General features: G+C 75.2%; 15 protein-coding genes. All 15 read left to right on the top strand.

What is annotated here, in order from left to right; all coding sequences use genetic code 11:
• The first annotated feature begins 675 nt into the window (after positions 1 to 675).
• The 15 genes from ACLQ22_RS00740 to ACLQ22_RS00670 are packed head-to-tail and all read left to right on the top strand — an operon-like array spanning position 676 to position 16,596.
• Positions 676 to 924, top strand: coding sequence for a phosphopantetheine-binding protein (locus tag ACLQ22_RS00740; protein WP_121396771.1), 249 nt, complete (start codon positions 676 to 678; stop codon positions 922 to 924).
• Positions 921 to 4,112: a non-ribosomal peptide synthetase gene (locus ACLQ22_RS00735; RefSeq protein ID WP_425690596.1), complete on the top strand. Its 3,192-nt coding sequence runs from the start codon at positions 921 to 923 to the stop codon at positions 4,110 to 4,112. Before ACLQ22_RS00740 ends, ACLQ22_RS00735 begins: the two co-directional genes overlap by 4 nt.
• Positions 4,109 to 4,834 (top strand): thioesterase domain-containing protein, encoded by a 726-nt coding sequence (locus tag ACLQ22_RS00730; protein WP_425690595.1) that lies wholly within the window; start codon positions 4,109 to 4,111, stop codon positions 4,832 to 4,834. The genes ACLQ22_RS00735 and ACLQ22_RS00730 overlap by 4 nt, the downstream gene beginning before the upstream one ends.
• Positions 4,831 to 5,571, top strand: coding sequence for an SDR family NAD(P)-dependent oxidoreductase (locus ACLQ22_RS00725; protein ID WP_425690594.1), 741 nt, complete (start codon positions 4,831 to 4,833; stop codon positions 5,569 to 5,571). The genes ACLQ22_RS00730 and ACLQ22_RS00725 overlap by 4 nt, the downstream gene beginning before the upstream one ends.
• A complete protein-coding gene (locus tag ACLQ22_RS00720; protein WP_425690593.1) occupies positions 5,568 to 6,848 on the top strand; it encodes a glutamate-5-semialdehyde dehydrogenase in 1,281 nt (426 codons plus the stop codon). Before ACLQ22_RS00725 ends, ACLQ22_RS00720 begins: the two co-directional genes overlap by 4 nt.
• On the top strand, positions 6,845 to 7,114 hold the full coding sequence (locus ACLQ22_RS00715; RefSeq protein WP_121396776.1) for an acyl carrier protein: 270 nt from the start codon (positions 6,845 to 6,847) through the stop codon (positions 7,112 to 7,114). The genes ACLQ22_RS00720 and ACLQ22_RS00715 overlap by 4 nt, the downstream gene beginning before the upstream one ends.
• Entirely contained in the window at positions 7,111 to 8,442 is a 1,332-nt protein-coding gene (locus ACLQ22_RS00710) for a TrpB-like pyridoxal phosphate-dependent enzyme (RefSeq protein WP_425690592.1), read from the top strand. The genes ACLQ22_RS00715 and ACLQ22_RS00710 overlap by 4 nt, the downstream gene beginning before the upstream one ends.
• Positions 8,443 to 8,452: 10 nt before the next feature.
• Positions 8,453 to 9,691 carry an acyl carrier protein gene (locus ACLQ22_RS00705; RefSeq protein ID WP_425690591.1) on the top strand — a complete coding sequence of 413 codons (1,239 nt, stop codon included), beginning with the start codon at positions 8,453 to 8,455 and terminating at the stop codon, positions 9,689 to 9,691.
• A complete protein-coding gene (locus tag ACLQ22_RS00700; protein ID WP_425690590.1) occupies positions 9,688 to 11,187 on the top strand; it encodes a class I adenylate-forming enzyme family protein in 1,500 nt (499 codons plus the stop codon). Before ACLQ22_RS00705 ends, ACLQ22_RS00700 begins: the two co-directional genes overlap by 4 nt.
• Positions 11,180 to 12,430 (top strand): type III PLP-dependent enzyme, encoded by a 1,251-nt coding sequence (locus ACLQ22_RS00695; protein ID WP_425690589.1) that lies wholly within the window; start codon positions 11,180 to 11,182, stop codon positions 12,428 to 12,430. The genes ACLQ22_RS00700 and ACLQ22_RS00695 overlap by 8 nt, the downstream gene beginning before the upstream one ends.
• Before the next feature lie 7 nt (positions 12,431 to 12,437).
• Positions 12,438 to 12,680: a phosphopantetheine-binding protein gene (locus ACLQ22_RS00690; protein WP_091623462.1), complete on the top strand. Its 243-nt coding sequence runs from the start codon at positions 12,438 to 12,440 to the stop codon at positions 12,678 to 12,680.
• Positions 12,677 to 13,834 carry an acyl-CoA dehydrogenase family protein gene (locus ACLQ22_RS00685; protein ID WP_121396781.1) on the top strand — a complete coding sequence of 386 codons (1,158 nt, stop codon included), beginning with the start codon at positions 12,677 to 12,679 and terminating at the stop codon, positions 13,832 to 13,834. The genes ACLQ22_RS00690 and ACLQ22_RS00685 overlap by 4 nt, the downstream gene beginning before the upstream one ends.
• Positions 13,827 to 14,969 carry an acyl-CoA dehydrogenase family protein gene (locus ACLQ22_RS00680; RefSeq protein ID WP_425690588.1) on the top strand — a complete coding sequence of 381 codons (1,143 nt, stop codon included), beginning with the start codon at positions 13,827 to 13,829 and terminating at the stop codon, positions 14,967 to 14,969. The genes ACLQ22_RS00685 and ACLQ22_RS00680 overlap by 8 nt, the downstream gene beginning before the upstream one ends.
• On the top strand, positions 14,966 to 15,658 hold the full coding sequence (locus ACLQ22_RS00675) for a 4'-phosphopantetheinyl transferase family protein (RefSeq protein ID WP_425690587.1): 693 nt from the start codon (positions 14,966 to 14,968) through the stop codon (positions 15,656 to 15,658). Before ACLQ22_RS00680 ends, ACLQ22_RS00675 begins: the two co-directional genes overlap by 4 nt.
• Entirely contained in the window at positions 15,655 to 16,596 is a 942-nt protein-coding gene (locus ACLQ22_RS00670) for a hypothetical protein (RefSeq protein ID WP_425690586.1), read from the top strand. The genes ACLQ22_RS00675 and ACLQ22_RS00670 overlap by 4 nt, the downstream gene beginning before the upstream one ends.
• Positions 16,597 to 16,598: the final 2 nt, after the last annotated feature.

Raw genomic sequence — 16,598 nt, 5'->3', positions numbered from 1 at the left:
TTACCCGGTCGTGCGTGTCAATTAGCTGACACGCAATGCCGAGCGGATGGGCGACCGATCACGCACTTCCGCCCCGGTCATCCCCGGCAATTCCGATCGGGCTGGTCATCGGGGGCGGAGCGGAGGGGCAGGTCATCGGCGTCCGCGTTGACAGGGTGGTCGTACGCATATCGGCAGGCGGCTCCAACGATCGCGGAAAGTCCTTTTCGCACCTTATGGGAATACTCTGCGTTGTGCTGGTTGCACCATAGGTCATCCGGGGGGACGTGTCCATCCTCACGTCAGTGCATTGATCGGCCCCTCCGGCGGCGGCCACGACCGGCGATCACCGCCCGTCGGCGACCCGAATAATGCGTACGGGGCGTTTCTGTCGCCCGGTGCCGCATCTGGGCGATTACGGCGGCATTGCCGCCCCGTCGCGCACCGCCGCCCGGCCTCCGCCACTGGCCAGCACCCCTTTTGCGCCGCCCCGCCCGGAGCCGGACGGGGCACCGGGGTGCCGCCTGAATCAGCGACCAACGACATTCCATCTCGGGAACATCGAGAGAACATCGGCGCCGGGATGCTCGGACCCGTAGAACTTCCAAGCGCAAATTCAGTCGACCCCAACTCGATCGGCGCCTCGTCCGGTTTCCGATCGTTGCGCGGCCGACCTCAGGTGAACGGGAAGCAGGGATGACGACTCCAGCTGACCTCGACACGACGATCGCGAAGTACGCGTCGGTGGCCTTCGACGACTCGACCCCCCTGCTGGAGGCCGGCCTCGAATCGCTGTCCCTGCTGCGGCTCGCCGTCGAGCTGGCCGACGACGACGACGCGGAGATCGACGCCACCCGCCTGGTGGACCTCCGCACCGTGGGTGACCTCAAGCAGTGGCTACGCGAGCTGAGCGGCGTGGGAGCCGAGACCGGAGGCGCACGGTGACCACGACGGTCGGGACGGAACCCGCGACGGACACCGGGCCGGTGCGACTGCCGATCACCGAGTCGCAGAAGGGGCTGCTGGTCGTCAACGAACGCTCGCCCGGCCGCGCCGTCTACAACCAGCTCGTCCGGTTCGACATCGACCCGTCGATCCCCGACGAGACGATCGAGCGCGCGCTGGCCACGGTGGTCGTCGTCCAGCCGGCGATGCGCCAGGTCTTCGGGCTGCTCCCGGAGATGCACGCGCGGCTCACCCCGCCGCCGGGGCCGGAGGACTTCCCGCTCGAACGGGTCACGGCCCGGCTGCGCGACTTCGAGGAGGCGGTCGGCGCGGCACAGCGGCGGATCGGCCGACCCGAGTTCGACCTGGCCAACGGCCCCGCGTACCGCTTCGCCGTGGTCCGCTGCGTCGACGAGCCCCGCGTGGCCGTCCTCATGTGCGACCACCACATCATCCTCGACGGCGTGTCGATGGGGCCGCTGGTGCGGGACCTGGAGGAGGCGCTGTCCGGCCGCCTCGTCGGGGCGGAGATCGAGCAGCGGCGCGCCGCCCGCGAGAAGGCCTTCGTCAAGGAGCTGGCCGCGCAGAACCGCACCGCCACCTCCGACCGCGTCGTCGACCGGTCCCGGGAGTGGGCGGCCCGGTTGCGGGAGGTCCCGCCCCTGGTGCTGGCCCCCCTGCCCGGCCGCGCCGCGCAGACGGAGTTCACCGGCGACCGGGTCAGCTGGTACCTCAGCCAGGCCGAGACGGCCGCGCTGTCGGAGACCTGCCGGCGGCTGGAGATCTCCCCCTTCGTCTTCTTCTCCGGCATCTACGGCACCGTGCTGGCCCGGCACGGCAACGTGTCCAGCGTCCTGGTCGGCAGCCCGTTCATGGCCCGCCGCACGATCGGCGCGTTCGACCTCGGCGGCTTCTTCGTCAACACGCTGCCGGTCACCGTCGACGTGGAGTGGGGCCGCACCGTCGACGAGCATCTCGGCAAGGTGGTCCGGGAGTCCATCGACTTCTGCCGCGCGAACGTCGACGTCACCTTCAACCGGCTCGTCGCCGACGTACGGCCCGACCGCTCCAGCAACCGCAACCCGCTGTTCTCGGCGATGCTCGCCATGCAGGACACCTTCACGCCAGAGGCGGGCGGGGCCGTGCTGCGGGTCCTGGAGCCCGGCAACGGCACCGCCAAGTTCGACCTCTGGCTGGGCGCCACCCCCGTCGACGGCCGGTGGCTGCTCGAACTCGAGTACGACCGGCAGCTCATCGCGCCGGTCGTCGCCGACGGGCTGCTCACCTCGCTGCGCGACGCCGTACGCGGGGCGGTCTCGGACGGCTCGCGCCGGCTCGGTGACCTCTTCGCCGACGCCTCCGCCGCGGCCAGCGTCCGCTCCGACGGCTGGGCCAGCCCGCTGACCGGCGACACGCCGTGGGACTGGGTGACGGCGGCGGCCCGGCGGCGGCCCGACGCCCCCGCGATCGAGGACCCGACCCGCCGGCTCGACTACCGGCAGTTGCTGGCCGAGGCCGAGCGGATCAGCGCCGGGCTCGCCGCGCACGGCGTCGGCCCCCGGGCCGTGGTGGGCCTCGCCGCGACGACCCTCTGCGACACGGTGACCGCCATCCTGGCCATCCTCCGCCGGGGCGCGGCGTACCTCCCCCTGGATCCGGGCCTGCCCGCCGAGCGGCTGGAGTACATGGTCCGGCGGGCCGGCTGCGAGTTCGTCGTCGGCGAGGCGCTGGTGCCCGAGGTGCCCACGGTCGCGGTGGCGGACCTGGCCGCCGCGACGGATCCGGTGCCCGAACCGCTGGCCGATCCCGACGCCCCGATCTACGTCATGTACACGTCGGGCTCCACCGGGCAGCCCAAGGGCGTCCAGATGGGGCACCGCCCACTGGCCAACCTCACCAGCTGGCAGATCGCGGCCCTCGGCATGGACGCCGAGACCCGCTTCCTCCAGTACGCCCCGCTCGGCTTCGACGTCTCCTTCCAGGAGATCCTGCCGACCCTGGCGGCGGGCGGGACGGTGGTCTCCCGCGAGCCGGCCGACCGACGGATGTTCACCGCCGTGCTCAGCCGGATCGCCCGGACCGAGGTGACCCACGTCTACCTGCCGGTCGCGGCGCTGCGACCCCTGGTGCAGACCGCCGCGGGCCGCGGCACCCGGTTGCCCGCGCTGCGTTACCTGTGCGTCTCCGGCGAGCAGCTCATCGTCGACGAGGAGATCCGCGACTTCTTCCTCGCCCACCCGCACTGCACCCTGGTCAACCTGTACGGCCCCACCGAGACCCACGCGGTCACCTCGCACCGGCTGTCCTACCGGGACGCGGTCTGGCCGACCCACGTGCCGATCGGCCAGCCGTACCCGCGGGTGAGCGCGTACGTGGTCGACGCCACCGGCCACCTCGCCCCGCCCGGCGTCGCCGGCGAGCTGCTCCTGGGCGGGGACTGCCCCGCCGACGGCTACATCAACGACCCGGAGATCACGGCCGAACGGTTCGTGCCCGACCGCTTCTCCGGCACGCCCGACGCGACCGTGTACCGCACCGGGGACCTCGTGGTCCGCGACGACCGGGGCGACCTGGTCTTCCTGGGGCGGATGGACACCCAGGTCAAGATCCGGGGATACCGGATCGAGCTGGGCGAGATCGAGGCGGTCGCGAACCAGGTCGACGGCGTCCGACAGTCGGTGGCGGTGGTCCGGGGCTCCGGGGCCGACCGGGAACTCGGGCTGTTCGTCCGTCCCGACGCGGGCTCCACCGTCGACCCGGAACAGGTCCGCCAACGGCTGACCACGGCGCTGCCGGTCTACATGCGTCCCCTGTGGATCTTCCCGGTCGACCGGGTCCCGACCACGCCGACCGGCAAGACCGACCGCGACGCCCTGCTGCGGCTCGCCGACGAGCTGCTGGTCGAGCAGCAGAGCGCGGACAGCACGGAGGTCGCGTACGCCGACGACCTGGAGCGGGAGCTGGCCGGGCTCTGGGGCGGGGTGCTCGACGTCGAGGGCATCCGGCCGGACCGCCCGCTCATCGAGTACGGCGCCCACTCGCTGAACATCTTCACCACCCTCGCCGAGGTGCAGGAGCGCTACGGGGTGGCGGTGCCGCTGGTCGACTTCTTCGCCGCGCCCACCGTGGCCACCCTGGCGGGGCTCGTCCGCTCGGCGCGCGGCGACGACCCGGCGGTGACGCCGTGACGACCAGGCTGCCCGGCCGGCTGGTCCCCCTGCTGCGGCGGGGCGCCCGACCGACGTGCGTGCTGCTGCCGGGCGCCGGCGGCGGCCTGCACCCCTACCTGCGGCTCGCCGCGGCCATCGGCGGGACCCACAACGTCGCGGCGGTACGCGCGGCCGGCCTGCTGCCCGACGAGGAGCCGGACCTCAGCATCGCCGAGATGGCCGACGAGGCGGCGCGGGCGCTGGACGCGGACGGGACCGTCCCGGCGGCCGTCCTCGGCTGGTCCCTCGGCGGCTCGGTCGCCTGGGAACTGTGCGTCCGGCTGGCCGAGCGGGGGCACCTGCCCGACCTGGTGCTGGTGGACGCGACGCCGCTGCCGCGCCGCGCCACGGCCGAGGAGGACGCCCGGGTCCGCGAGACCGTCGTCGGGATGCTCGGGCCGCGCCCCGACCCGGCGACCGTCGAGCGGGTCCGGCGGGTCTTCGACACCCAGGTCGCCGCCCTCGCGGACTACCGGGCCGACCGGTCCTACGCCGGTCGGGTGCTGATGCTGATGTGCACCGACGAGGAGTTCGGGTTCCGGGCGGAGGCCTCGGCCCGGTGGCGGGAACTCGCACCGGACCTGCGCGCCGGGCGGCTCGACGCCGGACACTTCGACGTCTTCGACCCCGACCGCCTGCCGCAGCTGGTCGACGAGGTGACGCCGTTCCTCGGCCGGGCCTCCGGTGCGGTGCGGCGATGAGCCCGCTCGCGGTGGTCAGCGGCGGCACCCGGGGCATCGGGCTCACCTTCAGCCGCCGGCTGGTGAAGCTGGGGCACCGGGTGGTCGCGCCGTACCGGGGTGACGCCGTCGCGGCGGCGTCGGCGGCGGCCGAGCTCGGCGACGCGTTCCATCCCGTCCGGCTCGACGTCGGCGACCCCCCCGCGGTCGACGCCGCCGTGCGGACGGTCCTCGCGGAGCACGGCCCGCCGACCGTGCTGGTCAACAACGCGGGCATCAACATCGACCGGCCGTTCCTGGAGATGTCGACCGAGGACTGGCGGCGGGTGCTGGACACCAACCTCTCCGGCGTCTTCCACCTCACCCGGGGGTTCGCGCCGGCGATGCTGGCGGCCGAGCGTGACGGCGTGATCGTCAACGTGGGGGCGACCACCGGCATCCGCCCCCGCCGCAACGGCGTGAACTACTGCGCCAGCAAGGCCGGCCTGCTCCAGCTCACCAAGTGCCTGGCGCTGGAGCTGGCGCCCCGGATCAGGGTCAACTGCCTGATCCCCGGCATGACCGAGACCGACGAGCTGGTGACCCGGTTCCGGCTGGACGACCCGGCCGCCCGGGCGGCGGTGGTCGCGGAGATCCCCCGGGGCCGCATCGGCACCACCGAGGAGATCGCCGACGCCCTGGAGTTCCTCGTCGGGCCGGCGAGCGGATACCTGACCGGGCAGAAGCTGATCGTGGACGGTGGGCAGTTCATGTGGTGACCGATGTGGACGAGATCCTGGACGGCGCGACGCGGGCCCGGGCCGAGCTGCCCCCGCCCGGCGACGGGCGCTACGACCGGTACTGCGAGGCGCTCGCCGAGCGGCTCTCCTCCGGCTGGGCCGACGTCCTGGCGGCGAACGCCACCGACGTGGCCCGGGGCACCGAGGCGGGTCTCGGCCCCGAGCTGGTGGACCGCCTGGCGCTCGGCAAGCGCCACCTCGACGCGCTGGTCGACCTGATCGCGCGGACCCGCGCGGCGCTGCCGGCGGTGACCGCGCCGGCCGCCGGGCACCGGGCCGGCAACGGCGCCGCCGTACGCCGGCTGCCCAAGCCGCTCGGCGTGGTGCTGATGATCTTCGAGGCGCGGCCGACGGTGACGGTGGAGGGCGCCCTGCTCCCGGTGGCGGTCGGCAACGTGGCCGTCCTGCGCGGCGGGTCGGAGATCGCGGCCACCAACCGGGCCCTCGCCGTCGTCGTCGGGCGGGCGCTGGAGGACGCGGGGCTGCCCGCCGGCACCGTACGGATCGTCACCGACCCCGACCGCCGGCTGGTGCGGGCCCTGCTGAAGCGGCACGACGCGGTCGACGTGCTGATCCCCCGGGGCAGCCCGTCCCTGATCGACTACTGCCTGACCAGCTCCACCATCCCGGTCATCGCCAGCGGCGGCGGCGTCAACCACCTCTACGTCGACCGCAGCGCCGACCTGGAGCTGGCCGCCCGGATCGCACTCGACAGCAAGCTGGGCGAGCCGACCGCGTGCAACACCCTCGAACTGGTGCTGGCCCACGCCGACGTGGCCGAGGAGCTGACCCGGGCCCTGCTGCGGGCCGGCGCCGGGCTGCCCGAGCCGTGGCTGCTGCGGGTCGACCCCCGGCTGACCGCCGCCGTGCCCGCCGGGGCGCCGGTGGCCGAGCTGACCGCCGCCGACGACGGCCGCGAGTTCCTGGAACGCGCGGTCGGCATCCGGCCCGTCGCCGGTCTCGACGAGGCGGCGGCCCACATCCGCCGCTTCGGCTCCCGACACACCGAGGGCGTGGTGGCCGCCGACCCGGCGGTCGTGGCCGGGTTCCTGGCCAGGGTGGACGCCGCCGCGCTGGTGGTCAACGGCTCCCTGCGCCTGCACGACGGTCCGACGATGGCGCTGGGACCGGAGCTGTCCATCAGCACGGGCCGGCTGCACGTGCGCGGGCCCGTCGACCTGTCCGCCCTGCTGACCTGGAGCTGGGTCGTCGACGCCGGGGGCAGGCTGCGCGGCGACGGGACGGAGGCGGCATGACGGACCGGTCCCTGATCAACGAGGCCGTGAAACGGCTGGTCGTACGCGAGTCCCGGCTCGCGGTCGACCCCGGCACGGTCGACGACCACGAGCCCCTCAACGGCGACCTGCTGCGGGTCAACTCGCTGGGCTTCCTCGGCATGCTCGTCCGGCTGGAGGACGAGCTGGACGTGACGCTGCCGGACGACATCTTCGCCGGGCGGATCTTCACGACCGTCGCGGACCTGGTCGACGTCGTCGCCGACGTGGTGAAGGAGGAGTCGTGACCGAGACGCCCCGGGCCTGGCGCAGCGTCCTGCCGCACCTCGGCTACGAGCTGCCCGCGGACGTGACGCCGGAGGACACCGGTGGCCCGGTGACCGCGACCCTGCCCCTGGAGCTGATCCGGCAGAGCGTGTCGGCCCGGGAGTTCTGGCCGATCCCGGAGCCGGTGGCCGAGCGCTACCGGGCCTACCGGCCGGCGCCGCTGTGGCGGGCCCGACGCTTCGAGGCCGAGATCGGGGCCACCGTCCCGATCTACGTCAAGTACGAGGGCGGCAACATCTCCGGCAGCCACAAGTTCAACACCGCGCTGGCGCAGGCCCACTACTACCACCGCGCGGGCTTCCGGGAGCTGGTCACCGGCACCGGCGCCGGGCAGTGGGGCAGCGCCCTCGCCGCCGCCTGTGCCGCGTTCGGCATGGCCTGCACCGTCTTCATGGTCGGCGGGAGCCTGCGCGACAAGCCGTACCGGGGCAGCCTGATGCGCCTCTACGGCGCGGAGCTGCACGCCAGTCCCAGCCCGCTGACCGGGGTGGGACGCGCCGCCGCCGAGCGGCCGGGGCAGGGCAACAGCCTCGCGCTGGCCATCGGCGAGGCCGTCGAGTACGCCCGGGCGGACCCCAAGCGGGCGTTCTGCATCGGCAGCGGCGAGACGTACAGCATCCTGCACCAGTCGGTGATCGGCCTGGAGTCGATCGACCAGCTCGCCGCCCTCGACGCCACGGTGGACGCGGTGATCGGCTGCGTGGGCGCCGGCAGCAACTTCGGCGGGCTGGCCCTGCCGTTCTTCGCCGCCTGGCGGGCCGGCGAGCTGGACGTGCCCGCCGACCTGATCGCGGTCGAGTCCAGCGCCACCCCGAAGCTGACCCGGGGGGTGTACGCCTACGACCACACCGACTCCACCGGCACCGGCCCGATGGAGCCGATGTACACGATCGGCAGCGGGTACGCGATCCCCGCGTCGCACTCGGCCGGGCTGCGCTTCCACGGCGCGGCGAAGCTGGTCTCCGCCATGCGGCACCGGGACCAGATCTCGGCGCTGGCGGTGGGCCAACGGGAGGCGCTGACCGCCGGCCGGACGTTCGCCCTGACCGAGCTGGTGCTGCCCGCGCCGGAGTCGGGTCACGCGCTGGCCGCCGCCGCCCGCGTGGCGACCGGGCGCGAACCCGGGCACCCGGCGCGGCACGGGGTGCTGGTCTGCGTCAGCGGGCACGGCCTGCTCGACCTGGCCGCGTACGACAAGCTCCTCGCCGGTCTGCCCGAGGACCGGCCGGCCGACGCGGACGCGTTGCGGGCGGCGACGGCGTCGCTCCGCGCGGTCCACCCGACGTGAAGGGCGTGACATGGTCGCTGTGCCTGCGGTGCCGACGCGCAGCCGGGAGTGGACGCCGGTGCTGACCGGTCTCCGCGCCGACCTGCTGGACTGCGTCCAGGTGAACCTGGCCGCGCTGGCCGACCGGGCCTACCGGCCCGGGGCGCACCTGGCGCTCGGCGCCACCCTGCGGTTCCACGCCGCCGAGGGGCCCGCCGGGACGCCGGCGGTGACCGCGTCGGTGGACCGGCGGCTGGCCGAGGCGGCCGACCTGCTCGGCCTGCGGGTCGCCCGGCGCTGGGACGACGTGCCCGGCGCGCGGCTGCGCGAGCTGCTGGCGGAGCACTCGCCGCTCTACGTGGTCGCCGACACGTTCACCATGAGCTGGCTGCCGTACGCCGGCCACCAGCACATGGAGCACAGCTTCCTGCTGGTCGAGGCCGGCGAGCACTGCGTCGTGGTCGACGGCTACCACAACTCCACCCAGTGGGGTGACGCGCGACCGGGGACGTGGCGGATGTCGGCCGCCGACTTCGACGCGGCGGTGCCCCGGGCGACCGCGATGACCGTCGTCGCCGACGGTGCCCCGGTGCTCGACCGGACGGCGGTCCTGCGCGACAACGCCGCCGCGTTGCGCGCCGAGGCCGACCGGATCGAGGACTACCTGGCGGCGGTCCGGCGGCGGGCGGGCGAGGCGGAGGCGGCGGCCCAGCTGGTGCTCGACGTGTGGCTGCTCGGCCGCTCCCGGGCCCTGCACGCCGCCTGGCTGGCCGGCGACCCGGACACCGCCGACGCGGCGCGGGAGGCCGCCGAACGCGCCGACGCCTGGCTCGCCCTCGCCGGTCAGAGCTACGTGGCGATGCGCCGGGTCCGCCGGGGCGGCGTCTTTCCCGCCCCCGTCCTCGACCAGCTCGCCGGCCTGCTGCGCGACGACGTGGCGCTCGCCGGGCGCCTCGCCGACGCCGGGCCCGTGCCGCCGCCGCAGGACGGGCCGGCCGCCGACCCGGGCCGGATCCGCGCGGTGCTGGCCGACGAGGTACGCGCCGTCCTCGGCGTCGGTCCGGAGGTGCCGGTCGACGGGCGTCCGCTGCGGACGCTGTCGGGCTTCAACTCGTTCCGGCTGGTCGAGGTGATCGAGCGGGCGGAGACCCGGCTGGGGGTGGAGCTGGACCCGGACGACCTCACCGGGACGGCCCTGCACGACCTCGACTCGCTGGGCGTCGTGTTCGAGCGGGCCCGGCCGGCGACGCAGGGGGTGTCGGGCCGGTGAGCGGGCTGCTGCACGACCTGCTGGACCGCGCGGCGACCGCCCGGCCGGACGCGCCCGCGATCGCGCACGGCGACCTGGTCCAGAGCTACGGCGAGCTGGACGCCGCCAGTCGGCGGCTCGCCGGCTGGCTGGCCGGGCGGGGCGTCCGCCGGGGCGAGCGGGTGGTCGTCTGCCTGCCCACCGACCCGCTGCTGCCCGCCCTGCTGTACGCCTGCTCCCGGGCGGGCGCCGTGTTCAGCGTGGTCAACGACCAGTCCCCCGCGATCGCCCTGGCCCACGTGCTGACCGACGCGGAGCCCGCGCTGCTCGTCACCGACAGCCCCCGGGCGCTGGCCGCGGCCGCCGATCACGGGGTGCCGACCGTCGGCTCGACGGACCTGCGCGGCATCGTGCGGGACGGCCCCGACGCCGAGCCGGCGGCGGCCCCGCTGGCCGTCGACCCGGTCTGCCTCATCTACACCTCCGGCAGCACCGGCATGCCGAAGGCGGTGGTGTCCACCCACGCGCAGGTGGTCTTCGCCGTCGGCGCCATCGCCTCCCAGCTCGCCTACCGGGCCGACGACGTCGTGTGGTGCGCCCTGCCGCTCTCCTTCGACTACGGCATGTACCAGATCTTCCTCAGCACGCTGGCCGGCGCCCGACTGCACCTGGCCTCCCCCGCCGACACCGGCCCGACGTTGCCCCGGCACCTGGTGAACAGCGCCGCGACCGTGCTGCCCGCGGTGCCCGCGCTCGCCCGTGGCCTGGCCCGGATGCTGTCCCGCCCGGGCACGGCCACGCCCGCGCTGCGCCTGCTCACCAACACCGGCGCGGCGATGCCGCCCGAGGTCCTGCGCGACCTGCGCGCCCGGATCCCCACCCTGCGCGTACAGCTGATGTTCGGGCTCACCGAGTGCAAGCGGGCCGCGATCATGCCGGTCGACGAGGACCTGCGCCGGCCCGGCGCCTCCGGGCGGGCCCTGCCGGGCACCGAGATCCTGATCGTGGACGCGGACGGCGCGCCGGTGCCGCCCGGCACCGTCGGCGAGATCGTGGTCCGGGGCCCGCACGTGATGGCCGGCTACTGGCGTCGCCCGGAACTGACCGCGCAGCGCTTCCCCCGCGTCGAGGGGCTCTTCCCCCAGCTGCGCACGGGCGACCACGGCTGGCTCGACGCCGACGGCTACCTCTACTTCGTCGGCCGGCGCGACGACATCTACAAGGAGCGCGGCATCCGCGTCAGCGTCACCGAGGTCGAGGCGGCGGCGTACCGGATACCGCAGGTGCAGGCCGCCGCCGTGCTGCCGCCCCGCGCCGAGGACGGCGGCGACTCGGCCACCCTGTTCGCGGTGAGCGAGCTGACCGCGCCGGAGGTGCTCGCCGCGCTGCGTACCGAACTCGACGAGATCAAGACGCCCCGCACCTGCCTGGTCGTGCCGGAGATCCCGCTGACCCGCAACGGCAAGGTCGACCGGGCCGAGCTGTACCGGATGTGGACGGAGCGCGCCCGTGTCTGAGCTCGCGGCACTCTTCGACCGGCCGGACGCGCCGCAGACCCCGGCGTACCTCTACGACCTGGACGAGCTGGCCCGCTCGTACGCCGCGCTGCGCGCCGCCCTGCCCGGGCCCGCCGAGCTGTTCTACTCGCTCAAGGCCAACCCGCACCCGACGGTGGTCGCCGACCTGACCGCCGCCGGGTGCCGGGCCGAGGTCTGCTCCCCCGGCGAGCTGCGCGTCGCGCTGGCGGCCGGCTGCGATCCGGCCGAGGTCCTCTACACGGGTCCGGGCAAGCGGGACGTCGACCTGGTCGAGGCCGTACGGGCCGGCGTCGGGCTCTTCTCCGTCGACTCGCCGTACGGGCTGGACCAGCTCGACCGGGTGGCCCGGGAGCACGGCGTCGAGGTACGCGCGCTGGTGCGGATCAACGACGACACCCCGGCCCCCGGGCAGGGGCTCACCATGACCGGCGTCGCCTCGCAGTTCGGCGCGGACGTGCGCTGGGTGCTGGACCGGCCCGAGTTGTTCGGGCCGCGCCGGAACGTGGCCCCGGTCGGGTTCCACCTCTACATGGGCAGCAACGTCGACGGCGAGGACGCCCTGCTCGCCCAGTTCACCCAGTCCGTCGACACCGTACGGCGGCTGGCGGCGGCGACCGGGGTGCAGCCGGAGCTGATCGACCTGGGCGGCGGCTTCGGGGCGCCCTTCGCGCGGGCCGGCGACCGGCCGGAGCTGCCGAAGCTGGCGGACCGGCTGACGGCGCTGCTGGGCGACGCCTTCCCGGGCTGGCCGGAGCGCGGGCCGGGGGTCGCCTTCGAGTCCGGCCGGTATTTGGTCGGCACCTGCGGCACGCTGGTCACCCGGGTCCTGGACGTGAAGCGGTCGCAGGGCGCCACCGTGGTCGTGCTGGAGTCGGGCATCCACCACCTCGGCGGGATGTCCGGGCTGCGCCGGCTGCCGCCGATCGTGCCGGACCTGGTCACCGTGGAAGCGGCGGCCGGCACGCCGGCGCCCGGGACCATCGTCACCGGGCCGCTGTGCACGCCGCTGGACACGTGGGCCCGCGCCGCCGCCCTCCCGCCACTGGTCCCGGGCCAGCTGGTCGCCGTGCCCAACGTGGGCGCGTACGGCCTCTACGCCAGCCTGGTGGCCTTCCTCGCGCATCCCATGCCGGTCGAGGTCACCGTCGCCGGGGGCCGGATCACCGGCGTGACCCGGCTGGAGCTCACCCGGCACACCGTCATCGGCAGCGACAGGGGTTGATCTGACAATGGACGCCGCTTTTCCGGACCTGCTCAAGCCGTTCCTCAAGTACGCGGGAACGCAGCCCATCACCGCCGAGGCCTCGCTCAACGAACTGGGCCTGGACTCGATGCGCGCGATCGAGCTGCTGTTCACCATCGAGGACACCTACGGCGTGTCCATGCCCGACGAGCTGCTGACCGACAGCACCTTCGCCACCGCGGGCAGCCTGTGGAGCACCATCGAGTCGCTGCGGGGACGGGCGGCGTGAGCACCGCGACCCGCCACGAGGGGGCGCTGGAGGAGGTGCTGGCCGCCGCCGCCGCGCACGCGGAGCACGCCGACGAGACGGCGGAGTTCCCCACGGCGGCGCTGGACGCGATGCGGGCGACCGGCCTGCTCGGCCTGCTCGTGCCGGCGGAGCACGGCGGCGGTGGCGGCGGGCTCGGTGACCTCGTCGACGTGACGCTGCGGCTGGCCCGGGTGGACATGTCCGTCGCGTTGATCTTCGCGATGCACTGCCAGCAGGTCGTGGCGGTGGTCCGGCACGCCGACGGCCCGCTCGCCGAGCGGCTCCTGCCGGCCCTCGGCAAGGGGGACGTCTACCTCGCCTCGGTCACCACGGAGCGCGGCAAGGGCGGGCACCTGCTCAGCTCGGAGTCGACGGTCCGGCAGGACGCCGGGACCCTGACGATCGACCGGGACGCCCCCATCGTGACCGGCGGCCAGCATGCCGACGCGTACCTCATCACCACGCTGGCGCCGGACGCCACCTCGCCGAGCCAGGTCTCCCTGGTGTACGCCCGCCGCGACCAGCTCACGCTGGAGGTGCGCGGCGGTTGGCAGCCGCTCGGCATGCGGGCCACCCAGAGCGTGCCGATGCGACTGACCGGGCGGGTGCCGGCCGACCAGGTGATCGGCGCCCCCGGGAAGTTCCGCGAGATCGTCGCCCCCACCTTCGGCCCGCTGGCGCACATCGGCTGGTCGGCGGCGTGGCTCGGCGCGGCGACCGGCGCGCTGTCGAGGATCCTGCACCACATCCGCGACGCCGGCCGGGGCCAGTTCGATCCGTCGTCGGAGCTGCTGCTGACCCGGCTGGCCCGGGTCCGGGGCCGGCTGGACCTGGTCAACGCCCTGCTGCGGCACACCGTCGCCGCCGTGGAGAGCACCCCCGACGTGGCCGACCCGTCGACCCAGCTGCTGGTCAACTCCCTGAAGGTGCACGCCGCCGAGCAGTGCTTCGCCGCCGCCGACGAGATGGTGGAGCTGGTCGGCCTCCGGCACGGCTACCTCAGGTCGTCGCCGCTGTACCTGGAGCGGGTCTTCCGGGACCTCCGCTCGGCCTCGCTGAACTACGCCAACGACCGGCTGCTGCTGGTCAACGGGGCGCTGACGCTGCGCGACCGGCAGGTGCACCTTGCCTGAGCTGCGGACGGCACCGGCGACGGCCCGCACCGGGCCCGGCCCGGCGGCACCCGACCCCGGCGGCGACGTGGCCGCGCGTACCGGGGCGGCGCTGCGCGGGCTGACGACGCCCGGGGACGCCCGCGCGGTGTGGCGGGCGCTCGGCGAGCACGGCCTGCTGCGCGACCTCGGGCCGGCCGACCTGCCGGGGCTGCTCGGCACCCTCGACGCGCACTGCCCGGTCGGGGTGGTGCTGTCGGTCTGCGTCCAGGTCGCCAGCGCGCTGCCCGTCCTGCGCGAACAGGTCGACGCGGCGCCGGAGGACGGGCCGGTGCGGGCCGCGTACCTCGACGTGGTCGCCGGTCGCGCGACGCTCGCGCTGGCCGCGACGGACCGCGACGGCGCCGGCTCCGACCTGATGGAGCTCGGCACGACGGTACGCCTCGACGACCGGTCGCTGGTGCTCGACGGCGGGAAGCGGTGGATCACCAACGCCCGCACCGCCGGGCACGCGCTCGTGCTGGCCCGGCACCGCCCGCAGCGGCACTTCACCAGCTTCGTGTGGGTGCTGGTGCCCACGGACGCCCCCGGCGTCCGGGTGTCCGCGACCCGGGGCACCCCGCTCTCGGGCGCCGGCCTGGGCGACCTGCAATTCGACCAGGTGTGCCTGGACCGGTCGTACCTGGTCGGCCGGCCCGGCCGGGGGATGGTCAGCTTCGCCCGGCACATCGCCACGGAACGCTTCGCGGGCGGCGTGTGGGCCGCCGCGATGTGCCGGCGGGTGCTCGCCGACACCCACCGCCGGCTCGTCGACCGTCCCCTCGGCGGCGGCCGGGCCTGGGACAACGCGGCGATCCGGGAGCGGTTCGCCCGGTGCGTGGTGGAGGCCTGGCGGATCCAGGCGGCCTGCGACGCCCACCGGGTGAGCACCGAGCCCCTGGTGACCAGCATGCTGCTGAAGGTCTCGGTGGCGCAGGGCCTGGACGTGGTGCTCGGCGAGTGCGCCGCCCTGCTCGGCGCGGAGGCGTACGCCGAGGGCGGGCTGGCGCAGCTGCGGGCCGCGGCCGGCATGTTCGCCACGGCCGGCGGCGCCACCGGCGCGATGCTCGCCGGGATCGCCGAGCACGTGCCCGACCTGCTCGGGAGCCGACCGTGACGGCCCGGCAGCGGGCGGCGCTGGCCCGCCGGGCGCGGCCGCGCCGGGACCCGACGGGCCGCCACCGTGGCATCGTCCGGCTGCGGCTGGGCGCCCGGGTGCGGGTGGCCGTGGCCGATCAGCGGCTGCTCGCCCACCTTCCGCCGGCCCCGGCGGACCTGGCGACCGTCGGTGACCTCCCCACCGGGCCGCGCGCCGAACGGCTGGCCGCGCGGGCGCTGCTGCGCCTGCTGCTCGTCGCCGAGCTGGGCCCGACGGCCGGCGCCACGCCGATCGCCGCCCACGACGGCGGCCAGCCCCACCTGCCCGAGTGGCCGGGGGTCACGGTCAGCCTCTCCCACGACGCCGGGACGGTGGCCGCCGCGCTCGGGCGGGGCGTACCGGTCGGCGTCGACGTCCAGGTGCCCGTGCCCGCGCCGCCGGCGCTGCTGCGCCGCTGCTGCGCCCCGACGGTCCGCGCCGCCCTGGACCGGCTGCCCGGGCCGGCCCGGGTCCGCGAGTTCGCCTGGATCTGGACGGTGCAGGAGGCGTGCGTGAAGGCGACCGGCGCGGGCCTCGGCGGCCGGCCCTGGGCCATTCCGGTGCCGTCGGGGCGGCGGACGGGCCGGTGGGCCGACCTGCGGTGGGTGAGCCTGCGCGGGCACAGCCGCGTCCCGGCGAGCGTGGCGCACGGGGTGGGGACGCGATGACCGCCCCGGACCCCCGCTTCGCCGGGCTGAGCTGCTACACCGCCAACCTGGCCGGCTACCAGGCCGGCGAGTTCGCCGACGCCCCGGACCGGTTCGCCGACTCGGTACGCGTCGCGGTGCGCACGGACCTGCCGGAGCGGCAGCTCGCCTTCTCCCACCACGGGGTGCCGCTCGACCGGCTGCCGGACGGCACCCGGCTGACGTGGGCCACCGCCCCCGCCGACGGCGTCGTCGACTCCGTCGACGCGGAACTGCGCCGCCACGGCCGGGTGCTGGTGGTCACCGACAACGCGGCGCTGCCCTGGTCCCCCTCGACCGACGGCACCGCGCACGCGCCGCACTGGCTGCTGGTCGACGACCGGCGCGGCGACGACTGGCACGTGGTCGACGGGTTCAGCGGGCTGCTGCCCGCCGGCGAGCAGGAGCCGTACGCCGGCTGGCTCGGCACCGCCGGGCTGCTCGCCGCGATGACCCCGCCGCCGGCGTGGCGCCCGGAACAGGACCGGCGCAACGCGCTGGCCTTCGGCTTCTGGGCGCCCCCGCCGGCCGGCGGGCACCCGCACTGGCTGGTCCGTACGGACAGCGCCGGCGACGAGCCGGAGCTGCCCGGCGACTGGCTGCTCGACGAGGACACGGCCCTGGAGTTCCTCTGCGACCACGTCGTCGCGCACCCGCAGGCCGCCGCGTCGCACCTGGACGACCTGTGGGCCGTCGCGCAGCACCGGACGTTCCGGTACCGCCACCTCGGCGACGACGAGGCGGTGCGGGCCTGGGCGGACCTGCCCCGGGCCCTGCGCTTCGCGGTGGAGTCGGCCCGCCGGGGGCGCCCCCGGTCCGCGCTGGTGCGGACCACCTTCGACCACCTGCGGCACCTGGAACGAGACCGGTCGACCACCCCAGCGCCGGCGGCGGAACGCCCGCACCGGCAGACCTTGTGAAG

It is taken from the genome of Micromonospora sp. DT178, assembly GCF_049841695.1.
Taxonomy (GTDB): Bacteria; Actinomycetota; Actinomycetes; order Mycobacteriales; family Micromonosporaceae; genus Micromonospora.
This window is presented reverse-complemented; position numbering and strand designations above follow the sequence as displayed.